Origin of the sequence: Nonomuraea cypriaca (assembly GCF_015645445.1) — a bacterium.
Lineage (GTDB): Bacteria > Actinomycetota > Actinomycetes > Streptosporangiales > Streptosporangiaceae > Nonomuraea > Nonomuraea cypriaca.
Genome location: NZ_JADOGI010000133.1, coordinates 19,490 through 29,698, shown reverse-complemented (window position 1 = coordinate 29,698; position 10,209 = coordinate 19,490). Strand labels below are relative to the sequence as shown.

The 10,209-nt window shown below is 69.6% G+C and carries 10 protein-coding genes; 3 read left to right on the top strand and 7 right to left on the bottom strand.

Annotated elements, in window-relative coordinates; translation table 11 throughout:
- On the top strand, positions 1–423 hold a 423-nt coding region (locus ITP53_RS34665; RefSeq protein ID WP_195899676.1), incomplete at its 5' end, for an SDR family NAD(P)-dependent oxidoreductase.
- A gap of 44 nt (positions 424–467) precedes the next feature.
- A complete protein-coding gene (locus ITP53_RS34660) occupies positions 468–1,112 on the top strand; it encodes a TetR/AcrR family transcriptional regulator (protein WP_236051487.1) in 645 nt (214 codons plus the stop codon).
- A gap of 7 nt (positions 1,113–1,119) precedes the next feature.
- On the opposite strand, the gene ITP53_RS34655 is transcribed toward ITP53_RS34660, so the two are convergent.
- Positions 1,120–1,443 (bottom strand): hypothetical protein, encoded by a 324-nt coding sequence (locus tag ITP53_RS34655; protein WP_195899675.1) that lies wholly within the window; start codon positions 1,441–1,443, stop codon positions 1,120–1,122.
- Positions 1,444–1,687: 244 nt separating this feature from the next.
- Between ITP53_RS34655 and ITP53_RS34650 the strand changes: the two genes are divergently transcribed.
- Positions 1,688–2,146 carry a tetratricopeptide repeat protein gene (locus tag ITP53_RS34650; protein ID WP_236051486.1) on the top strand — a complete coding sequence of 153 codons (459 nt, stop codon included), beginning with the start codon at positions 1,688–1,690 and terminating at the stop codon, positions 2,144–2,146.
- A gap of 452 nt (positions 2,147–2,598) precedes the next feature.
- Here ITP53_RS34650 and ITP53_RS34645 read toward each other — a convergent pair whose 3' ends face one another.
- From ITP53_RS34645 to dnaK, 6 genes are all read right to left on the bottom strand, one after another.
- Positions 2,599–3,330 (bottom strand): hypothetical protein, encoded by a 732-nt coding sequence (locus tag ITP53_RS34645; RefSeq protein WP_195899674.1) that lies wholly within the window; start codon positions 3,328–3,330, stop codon positions 2,599–2,601.
- Between the two features lie 259 nt (positions 3,331–3,589).
- Positions 3,590–6,160, bottom strand: coding sequence for an ATP-dependent chaperone ClpB (gene clpB / locus ITP53_RS34640; protein ID WP_195899673.1), 2,571 nt, complete (start codon positions 6,158–6,160; stop codon positions 3,590–3,592).
- Positions 6,161–6,165: 5 nt separating this feature from the next.
- Positions 6,166–6,516, bottom strand: a complete 351-nt coding sequence (locus ITP53_RS34635; RefSeq protein WP_195899672.1) for a heat shock protein transcriptional repressor HspR — start codon at positions 6,514–6,516, stop codon at positions 6,166–6,168.
- A gap of 4 nt (positions 6,517–6,520) precedes the next feature.
- Positions 6,521–7,696 carry a molecular chaperone DnaJ gene (dnaJ, locus tag ITP53_RS34630; protein ID WP_195899671.1) on the bottom strand — a complete coding sequence of 392 codons (1,176 nt, stop codon included), beginning with the start codon at positions 7,694–7,696 and terminating at the stop codon, positions 6,521–6,523.
- Between the two features lie 21 nt (positions 7,697–7,717).
- Positions 7,718–8,311, bottom strand: coding sequence for a nucleotide exchange factor GrpE (gene grpE / locus ITP53_RS34625; RefSeq protein WP_195899670.1), 594 nt, complete (start codon positions 8,309–8,311; stop codon positions 7,718–7,720).
- Positions 8,311–10,179: a molecular chaperone DnaK gene (gene dnaK, locus ITP53_RS34620; RefSeq protein WP_195899669.1), complete on the bottom strand. Its 1,869-nt coding sequence runs from the start codon at positions 10,177–10,179 to the stop codon at positions 8,311–8,313. The genes grpE and dnaK overlap by 1 nt, the downstream gene beginning before the upstream one ends.
- Positions 10,180–10,209 lie beyond the last annotated feature (30 nt).

Here is a 10,209-nt window from a genome sequence, read left to right as displayed (position 1 = left end):
GGCGGGCACCTCGTCAACGTCGCCTCCCTGGCCGCGTTCGCGCCTACTCGGCTGCTGCCCGCGTACTCGACGTCGAAGGCGGCGGTGAAGACGCTCGGCGACTGCCTGCGGGCCGAGTTGGCGGGGCACGGGATCGGGGTGAGCGTCATCTGCCCCGGGTTCGTCTCCACGCCCATCGCGGGCAATGCCACGTACCGGGGGGTCGATCTGCGGGAGGAGGCCGTACGGAGGCTGGCGCGGCGCGCGTACCCGCCGGAGCGGGTGGCCGCGCACATTCTCCGTGCCGTGCACAGGAATCAAACCGTCGTGGCGGTTAACCCCGAGGGGAAAATCGGTTATGCCCTGTCCAGAATTTCGCCTGGGCTGATGCGCGTGGTGGCCCGGTGGGGCGGAGCGCCGGGAAATCCGCGAATCGGCGGGTAATGAGCGCGCGTACAGGAGAAGATGAATCCGTGTCTTCGCCGCAAATGGATGACGAATGCGCCCAGCCCCAGGCTCTCAGGCGGCAACCCGCGCAGCGCCGCAGCGCGCGGCGCGTCGAGCGGATGCTCCAGGCGTGCGCCGAGCTGCTCGACGAGAGCGGTTACGACGCCCTGTCCACCACGCGCATCGCCGAGCGGGCGGGCGTCGCGATCGGATCCGTCTACCAGTTCTTTCCTGACAAGCGAGCCATCACCCAGGAGCTCACCCGGCGCAACGTCGAGGAGTTCGTCCGCAGAGTCGGCAACAGGTTCCTCGAAGAGGACTACCGCGGCTGGTGGGAAGCGGTCGACGCGATCATCGACGAGTACGTCGACATGCACAGGACGGTCGCCGGCTTCAAGAGCCTGCACTTCGGCGACGCGGTCGACCTCAACCTGCTCGACTCCGACTCCGACAACAACACGGTGATCGCCGGGCGGTTGCGCGGGCTGTTGCTGAAGGAGTTCGGGCTGGCCGACAGCCCGAGACTCGACCTGGCCGTGCTGGTGGCGGTGGAGGCGGGCGACGCCGTGCTCAAACTGGCCTTCCGCCGCGACCCCGACGGCTCGCCCGAGATCATCGACGCGGCCAAGCACCTGATCCGCGGGTTCCTGTCCCGGCAGCTCCGGTCCTGGTCCCCGCTCGGCTGACCGGGGGTCAGCCCACGCTGTCGAGCTCCTGCAGCACTCCCTCCGGCACCCAGCCGGGCAGGTCGCGGAGCCAGCGCCGGTGGTCGCCGAGTGCGGTCGCGGGCACCTGATGGGTCCGCGGGATGATCGGCGTACGCAGACACGGCGCCGGGTACGACACGGGGTGCGCGTCTCTGGCCTGGCGCAGGTGCAGCCGGGCCTCCAGAGCGTGCAGGTTGCGTTCTGCCGATTCTATGGCCTCCCAGCGGGCCGAGAGATACCCGGCCACGCCCGGAACGAGGGCCGACAGAACGACGGCACAGGCCAGCATGAAGGTCATCTGCTTGGACATGCCCATCACAGCCCCTTCGCTCGCGGGGACGCAAAGCGACTCATATATGCCCTTTGACGTGCGTAGACACGCACATTGCGAGCGGGAATGGACAAGACGTTACCGAATTTGTGGGTGACCGGCGATGCGCATTGACGGGGCAAACGCCCGAGTGGCTCGGTAGTCTCGCGGTGTGGCGCATGTGACCCGTGAGCACCTTGATCGTCTGCTTGAGCAGGCCCTTCTGGCCGACGACCACAGTTCTTTGGCCAGTCGGCTATACGACGTCGCGCTCGGCTATTCGTCCGGCGACGTCTCCAGGGCATCCATCCTGGTCCTCGCCGCCGAGGAATGGCGAGCGGCGGGCCAGCCCGGACGCGCGATGGAGTGTTTCCAGCGCGCCGTCGAGGACGGTGGCGAGGCGGGCTTCGACCCGCGTGCCGGCATCGCCGACACGCTCTTCGAACTCGAAAGGCCCGATGAGGCCAGGGAGGTCATCGAGACGATACGCACTGAGGGCGGGGTCTCCACGGCGACCGCTCATACGATCGCGGAGACGCTGGTCGCGTACGGCGACCTTCGAGGGGGGCTCGAGTGGGCCACCCAGGCGGTGCTGGGGTGCGACGAGAACGATCCGGAGCAGGGCGCGGTCCTGCGTACCCGGTACCGGATCAGGGTCGACCTCGGACTGCCAGAAGACGAACTCGACGAACTCGTCTCCTGACCCTCCCACCGACCCCACCCGGATCGGGCCCCGGCTTGGACCGGGTCCCGATCCGGGCTCGGATGGGGCATCCGGTTCGGATCCGGTTTTGACCGGCTCAGGTCCCGGCTCTGATGGGGCATCCGGCCTGGATCGGGTCTGACCGAGATCGGGCACCGGCTCGGACCGGCGTCCTGACCGGGCTCCGGCTCGGATCGGGTCGGGTCCTGACCGGGCTCCGGCTCGGATCGGGTCGGGTCCTGACCGGGCTCCGGCTCGGATCGGGTCGGGGGCTGACCGGGCTCCGGCTCGGATCGGGTCGGGGGCTCGCCGCCGTTCGGCACGTCCAGTGGACGGCTCGCCGACCGGCGCTTTCGCGTGCCCGCCGGCCGGGCCGTCCCCGCGTAAGCCTCGGGCGCGTTATGCCTTGTCTTCGTGGGGACCTGCCGCGCCTGGTTGTGGAGGCAGGCCGCTCAGTGGAGGCCGAGGCTGTGGGCGAGGCCGGTGAAGCCGTTGGCGATCGGAGCGCCGCCGGGAAGCATGGACGTGCCCTCGACGCTCTCCACCGCCTTCGGCAGCAGGACGCCGACGAGGTCCGCCCCGGCCTCGCGTACCGGCTTCTGGAGGTCCAGCGGAGACTGGATGACCGAGCCGGCGATGCGATTGTGTACGGAGAACTGGCCGGACGACGGCTTGCCGTCCCGTGGCGTCGACGGCACGGCGGGCAGGACAGGCAGCGCGGACACCGCGGCGGGCACAGCAGGCAGCGCGGGAAGGGCGGGCAGGGCGGGGATGCCTGCCACGGTCGACAGGTCGCGCATACCGGTCGAGCTCGCGCTGAACGCTCCCGGCGACGCCGCGGCCGGTGACGGCATGGCCCAGGTCGCCGCCACTCCGCCGAGGTCGGCCACGCCCATGACACTCTTGGCGGTGGCCAGCCCCGTAAGGCCCAGGTGCCTGGCCAGCTCACCGGTGGCCATGGCGAGCCTGTTGCCCTCGGTGGTGACCATCCGGCCGCCGGCGTGGATGCCCTCGGTCCCGCGCAGTTCGGCGTGCGCGCCGCAGTGGGAGGCGACGGAGGTGTGGGTGAGCAGCGCGGGTTCCCTGTCATCGCACGGGGCCGCCGTAGCGGGGCTCACGACCGTCCAGCTGACACCCGCGGTCAGAGCGGCGACCGCGAGGCAGCGGAGCTTCTGAGATGGCATGTCACGTCCCCCTGATCATTTCGGTGATCCGACAGAACGCCGAACGTAGTCACACGCCCGGCCACGGGAATGTGACTTGTCCGAAGAGTGGGCCGAACCTTAACGAGCGGAGGGCCGGACGCCATGACACGCCGCGGCCCGCGAACCCGAACGGTCCGCGGGCCAGGAAGCGGGCCCAGTGACGAGCCCAGTGGTGGGCCCGATGGTGGGCCCGATGGTGCGCACTGTGGCGGGTCCGGAAACCAGCGCCGGAGCGGGGTCAGCCGCGCTGGACGATGAGCTCGTCGTCGCCGAGTTCGACCATGACCTTGTCGCCGTCGACGACCTCCCCGGACAGCACAGCCTTGGCCAGCTTGTCGCCGATGGCGGACTGGACGAGGCGGCGCAGCGGGCGGGCGCCGTACAGCGGGTCGTAGCCGGTCAGGGCCAGCCACTCGCGGGCCGCCGGCGTGACCTCCAGCGTCAGCCTGCGGTCGGCCAGGCGCCGCGCCAGGCGCTCGACCTGCAGGTCGACGATGCGGGTCAGCTCCTCGGAGCCGAGCGCGTCGAAGAGGATCACGTCGTCGAGCCGGTTGAGGAACTCCGGCTTGAACGAGTTGCGCACCGCCCCCATGACGGCCTCCCGCTTGGCGCCGTTCTCCAGCTTGGGGTCGACGAGGAACTGCGAGCCCAGGTTGGAGGTGAGGATCAGGATCGTGTTGCGGAAGTCGACCGTGCGGCCCTGACCGTCGGTCAGCCGGCCGTCGTCGAGCACCTGCAGCAGGATGTCGAACACCTCGGGGTGCGCCTTCTCGACCTCGTCGAGCAGCACCACGGTGTACGGGCGCCGCCGTACGGTCTCGGTGAGCTGGCCGCCCTCCTCGTAGCCGACGTAACCGGGAGGCGCGCCGACGAGCCTGGCCACGCTGTGCTTCTCGGAGTATTCGCTCATGTCGATGCGGGTCATCGCCCGCTCGTCGTCGAACAGGAACTCCGCCAGCGCCTTGGCCAGCTCCGTCTTGCCCACACCGGTCGGGCCGAGGAACAGGAACGAGCCCGTGGGCCGGTCCGGGTCCGCGATGCCGGCCCGGCTGCGGCGTACGGCGTCGGAGACGGCCTGTACGGCCCGCTGCTGCCCGATGAGCCGCTTGCCCAGCTCCTCCTCCATGCGCAGCAGTTTGGCCGTCTCCGCCTCCAGGAGCCGCCCGGCCGGGATGCCGGTCCACGAGGAGATCACCTCGGCGATGTCGTCGGCGCCGACCTCCTCCTTCACCATGGCGTTGTCCGGCGGCGCGGCGTCGGAGGCGGCCTTGAGCGCCTGCTCCAGCCGCGGCACATCGGCGTACATCAGCCTGGACGCCGCCTCGAAGTCGCCGTCGCGCTGGGCCCGTTCTGCGGCGCCGCGCGCCTCGTCGAGCTGCTTCTTCAGCTCGCCGACCTTGTTGAGCCCGGCCTTCTCGTGCTCCCAGCGGCCGACGAGGGCGTTGAGCTCCTCCTGGCGGTCGGCCAGCTCCTGGCGGAGGCGTTCGAGCCGCTGGACGGAGGCGTCGTCGGTCTCCTTGGAAAGGGCCAGCTCCTCCATCTTCATGCGGTCGACGTTGCGCTGGAGCTGGTCGATCTCCACCGGCCGGGAGTCGATCTCCATGCGCAGCCGCGAGGCGGCCTCGTCGACCAGGTCGATGGCCTTGTCGGGGAGGAAGCGGTTGGTGATGTAGCGGTCGGACAGGGCCGCGGCGCCGACGAGCGCGCTGTCGGCGATCTGCACCTGGTGGTGCGCCTCGTAGCGGCCCTTGAGCCCGCGCAGGATCGCGATCGTGTCCTCGACCGTGGGCTCGCCCACGTAGACCTGCTGGAAGCGGCGCTCCAGCGCGGGGTCCTTCTCGATGCGCTCGCGGTATTCGTCGAGCGTGGTCGCGCCGATCATGCGCAGCTCGCCGCGGGCCAGCATCGGCTTGAGCATGTTGCCGGCGTCCATCGCGCCCTCGGCGGCCCCCGCGCCGACGACGGTGTGCAGCTCGTCGATGAACGTCACGATCTGCCCGTTGCTCTCCTTGATCTCGGAGAGCACGGCCTTGAGCCGTTCCTCGAACTCGCCGCGGTATTTGGCTCCGGCCACCATCGCGCCCAGGTCAAGCGCGATCAGCCGCTTGTTGCGCAGGGACTCGGGCACGTCGCCGGCCACGATGCGCTGGGCCAGGCCCTCGACGACCGCCGTCTTGCCGACGCCTGGCTCGCCGATGAGCACCGGGTTGTTCTTGGTGCGGCGGCTGAGCACCTGGACGACGCGGCGGATCTCGGAGTCGCGGCCGATGACCGGGTCGAGCTTGCCGCCGCGGGCGTGCTCGGTCAGGTCGACGCCGTACTTGTCCAGCGCCTGGTAGGTGTCCTCCGGGGTCTCGCTGGTGACGCGGGCGTGGCCGCGTACTTTCTCGAAGGCGTCGAGCAGCGCCTGCGGCGTCGCGCCCTGGGACTTGAGCAGCTCGGCCACCTGGCCGCCGTCGGCGGCCAGGCCGACCAGCAGGTGCTCGGTGGAGACGTAGAGGTCTTCGAGGCGGTTGGCGTGCTGGGCGGCGGTGTTCATCACCGTGAGCAGGTGGCGGGAGCTCGACGGCGCCCCGACCGTCGCGCCCTGCGCCTTCGGCAGCGCCGCGAGCTGCTCCTCGGCACGGGCGCGCAGCGTGCGCCAGTCGGCGCCGACGGCCTCGAGCAGCGGGACGGCCGTGCCGCCCGTCTGGGAGAGCAACGTGGTCAGCAGGTGAGCCGGGGAGATCTCGGGGTTGCCCTCCGCGGCGGCGCGCCGCATGGCCCCCGAAAGAGCTTCCTGGCTCTTCTGGGTGAGCTTGTAGTCCATGTCTTTCAGGCCCCCGGTGGCAGCTCGTAGCGGATCAGCGCTCTGACCATCCGCATCTCGGCACGCAGGCGGTGAACCTCCTCACGTAGCCGCAGAGCTTCGTTCTCGAGCTGGAGAATCCGCTTGATGCCCGCGAGGTTGATGCCCTCCTCCTGGGAGAGCCGCTGCACCTCGCGGAGCTGGATGATGTCGCGTGTCGAGTAGAGGCGGCCGCGCCCCGCCGTGCGCCCTGGACTGACCAGCCCGAGCCGGTCGTACTGCCGAAGCGTCTGCGGGTGGAGCCCCGACAGCTGCGCGGCCACCGAAATCACGTAGACGGGAGTGTCGTCGGACAGGTCGAAATAGTTGGCGTCCATCGGCTTACTCGCTTCTGGCTCGCTGAATGAGCTCAGCGCGCGGGTCCTCGCCCGCTGTCGCGGTGTTGAACTCGGAGAGAAGCTCGCGCGACTTGTCGTCGAGCGTCTTCGGCACGGTGACCTCGACGCTCGCGAGCAGGTCACCCTTGGTGCCGTCCTTGCGGGCGGTGCCACGCCCGCGCACCCGGAACGTACGCCCGTTGGGCGTGCCCGGGGGGATGCGCAGCGTGACCGGCATGCCCTTGAGTATCGGCACCTTGATCTCGGCCCCCAGCGCGGCCTCCGTGAACGTCACGGGTACCGTGATCGTGAGGTTGTCACCCGACCTGCCGAACACCGGGTGCGTCTTGACGTGGGTCTGGATGTAGAGGTCGCCCGCGGGACCGGCGTTCTCGCCTGGCGCGCCCTTGCCCTTGAGCCTGACGCGCTGGCCGTCGGCCACCCCGGCGGGGATGCGGGCCTGGATGGTGCGGGTGCTCTTGGCCCGGCCACTGCCCTCGCACACGGGGCAGGGCACGTCCACGATCAACCCGCGGCCCTTGCAGTCGCGGCAGGGCTCGGAGAAGGCGAAGTTGCCCAGATTGCGGCTCGCCGCGCCGGTGCCCTCACAGGTGGGACAGACCCTCGGGGTCGTGCCCGCCTTGGCGCCGGTGCCGCTGCACGCCGTGCAGGCGGCCGAGCTGGTCAGCCTGAGCGACACCGTGGTGCCCTCGACGGCCTCGGTGAACGTCAGCGTGACCTCGGACTCGATGTCCTGGCCACGCCGCGGCCTGGACGTGGTGGTGGTGCGGGTGGCGCCGCCCCGGTTGAACAACCCGCCGAACAGGTCGCCGAGGCGCTCGCCCGTGCCGCCCGTGCTCTGCCCGGCGGTGCCGCCGAACAGGTCACCGAAGTCGAACGGGAAACCGCCACCGCCGCCGGCCCGCTGCGCGCCCACCCCGGAGCCGAACAGCGTGCGCGCCTCGTCGTATTCCTTGCGGCGCTTGCTGTCGGACAGGACGTCGTAAGCCTCGGAGACCTCCTTGAACTTGGTCTCCTTGGTCGCGTCGCCCTGGTTGGTGTCCGGGTGGTACTGCCTGGCCAGCTTGCGGTATGCCTTCTTGATCTCGTCGGCGGTGGCGGTCTTGGGCACACCAAGGACGGCGTAGTAGTCCTTCTCCAGGTAGTCCTTGGTGCTCATCTACGGCCCTTCGTCCTCGTGTCAGTTGTCGTCGTCATCGGACGCGGGAGGCGCGTCCTCGGGCTCGGCGACGGCCACCCGCGCCGGGCGCAGCACCCGCTCACCCATCCGGTATCCAGGCTGCAGCACCTCGATCGCGGTCGGCTCGGTCACCTCGGGCGAGTAGCTGTGCATCAGCGCCTCGTGGACCGTCGGGTCGAACGGGTCGCCCTTCTGGCCGAAGGAGCTGAGGCCCAGCTTCGTGACCGCGGCCTCCAGCGACTCCGCCACCTTCGCGAAGCCGCCGGTCAGCTCGCCGTGGTCGCGAGCCCTTCCGATGTCGTCGAGCACAGGCAGGAGCTCGGCCAGCGCCCCGGCGACGGCCTGCTCGCGGACCGCGACCCGGTCGCGCTCCACTCTCCTGCGGTAGTTGGTGTATTCCGCCTGGAGTCGCTGCAGGTCGGCGGTCCGCTCGGCGAGCTGGGCGACCGGCTCGCCGTCCTGCGGCTCGGCGGCGGGCTCCTGCGGCTGGGCGGCCTGCCCGGTCGCGGTGTCGCGCACCTGCCCCGTCTCCGGGTCGATCTTGCGGTTGTCGCGGATCACCGGCTCCTCGTGCCCGTTTTCACGCGGCGGCATCACTTGTCCTTCTTCGGCTGGTCTTCGTCGACGATCTCGGCCTCGACCACGTCGTCGTCGGCCTTGTCCTGCTGGTCGGCCGTGGCGTCCTGGGGAGCGCCCTCGCCGCCCTGCTGTCCCTGGCTCTGAGCGTAGATCGCCGAACCCATCTTCTGGCTGACGGTGGCGAGCTTCTCGGCCGAGGTGCGGATGACGTCGGTGTCGGTGCCCTCCAGAGCCTTCTTCAGCTCGGCGAGGGCGTCGTTGACCTCGGTCTTGATGTCGCCGGGCACCTTGTCGTCGTTTTCGCGGAGGAACTTCTCCGTCTGGTAGGCCAGACCGTCCGCGTTGTTGCGGACCTCGGCCTCCTCGCGGCGCTTCTTGTCCTCCTCGGCGTACGACTCCGCCTCGCGCATCATCCGCTCGATGTCGTCCTTCGGCAGCGCGGAGCCGCCGGTGATCGTCATCGTCTGCTCCTTGCCCGTGCCCAGGTCCTTGGCGGAGACGTTGACGATGCCGTTGGCGTCGATGTCGAAGGTGACCTCGATCTGCGGGATGCCGCGCGGCGCCGGCGCGATGCCGGTCAGCTCGAACGTGGCCAGCTTCTTGTTGTACGAAGCGATCTCACGCTCGCCCTGGTAGACCTGGATCTGCACCGACGGCTGGTTGTCCTCGGCCGTGGTGAAGACCTCGGAGCGCTTCGTCGGGATCGTCGTGTTGCGCTCGATGATCTTGGTGAAGATGCCGCCCTTGGTCTCGATGCCCAGCGACAGCGGGGTCACGTCGAGCAGCAGGACGTCCTTGACCTCACCCTTGAGCACGCCGGCCTGCAGGGCGGCGCCGATGGCGACGACCTCGTCCGGGTTGACGCCCTTGTTGGGCTCCTTGCCCGCGGTCAGCTCCTTGACGAGCTCGGAGACGGCCGGCATGCGGGTCGAGCCGCCGACGAGCACCACGTGGGCGATGTCGGAGACCTTGATCCCGGCGTCCTTGATGACCTGGTGGAACGGGCCCTTGGTCCGCTCGAGCAGGTCGGCCGTCAGCCGCTGGAACTCCGAGCGGGTCAGCTTCTCGTCGAGGTGCAGGGGACCCTCGGACGACGCCGTGATGTAGGGGAGGTTGATGTTGGTCTCGGACTGGCTGGACAGCTCGATCTTGGCCTTCTCCGCGGCCTCACGCAGCCGCTGGAGCGCCATCTTGTCCTTGGCCAGGTCGACGCCGTGGGCGTTCTGGAAGCGCTTGACGAGCTCGTCGACGACGCGCTGGTCCCAGTCGTCACCGCCCAGGTGGTTGTCGCCGGAGGTGGCCTTGACCTCGACGAAGCCGTGGCCGTCCTCCTGGCCGACGTCGAGCAGCGACACGTCGAAGGTGCCGCCACCGAGGTCGAAGACCAGGATGGTCTGGTCCTGCTCCTTGTCGAGCCCGTAGGCGAGGGCCGCCGCGGTCGGCTCGTTGATGATGCGGAGCACGTTGAGGCCCGCCACCGTGCCGGCCTCCTTCGTGGCCTGGCGCTGGGCGTCGTTGAAGTAGGCCGGGACCGTGACCACCGCGTCGGTGATCTTCTCGCCCAGGTACGCCTCCGCGTCCTGCTTCAGCTTCTGCAGCACGAACGCGCTGATCTGCTGCGGCGAGAACTTCTTGCCGTCGATCTCCTGGGACCAGTTGGTGCCCATCTCCCGCTTCACCGAGCGGATCGTCCGGTCTACATTGGTGACGGCCTGCCGCTTGGCGACCTCACCGACCAGGACTTCGCCATTCTTCGCGAAGGCGACCACGGACGGCGTGGTCCGCGAGCCCTGCGCGTTGGCGATGACGGTGGGCTCACCGCCCTCGAGGATCGAGACGACGGAGTTGGTCGTCCCAAGGTCGATACCTACCGCACGTGCCATGAGTACGTCCTTGTAGTCAAAGTTGAGTCG

Excerpts from the sequence above, each read along its gene's own strand:
- grpE (WP_195899670.1), bottom strand. The coding sequence starts at position 8,311 with ATGCCGCCGCGTGAAAACGGGCACGAGGAGCCGGTGATCCGCGACAAC.
- clpB (WP_195899673.1), bottom strand. The coding sequence starts at position 6,160 with ATGGACTACAAGCTCACCCAGAAGAGCCAGGAAGCTCTTTCGGGGGCC.
- dnaK (WP_195899669.1), bottom strand. The coding sequence starts at position 10,179 with ATGGCACGTGCGGTAGGTATCGACCTTGGGACGACCAACTCCGTCGTC.
- dnaJ (WP_195899671.1), bottom strand. The coding sequence starts at position 7,696 with ATGAGCACCAAGGACTACCTGGAGAAGGACTACTACGCCGTCCTTGGT.
- ITP53_RS34635 (WP_195899672.1), bottom strand. The coding sequence starts at position 6,516 with ATGGACGCCAACTATTTCGACCTGTCCGACGACACTCCCGTCTACGTG.
- ITP53_RS34660 (WP_236051487.1), top strand. The coding sequence starts at position 468 with ATGGATGACGAATGCGCCCAGCCCCAGGCTCTCAGGCGGCAACCCGCG.
- ITP53_RS34655 (WP_195899675.1), bottom strand. The coding sequence starts at position 1,443 with ATGTCCAAGCAGATGACCTTCATGCTGGCCTGTGCCGTCGTTCTGTCG.
- ITP53_RS34645 (WP_195899674.1), bottom strand. The coding sequence starts at position 3,330 with ATGCCATCTCAGAAGCTCCGCTGCCTCGCGGTCGCCGCTCTGACCGCG.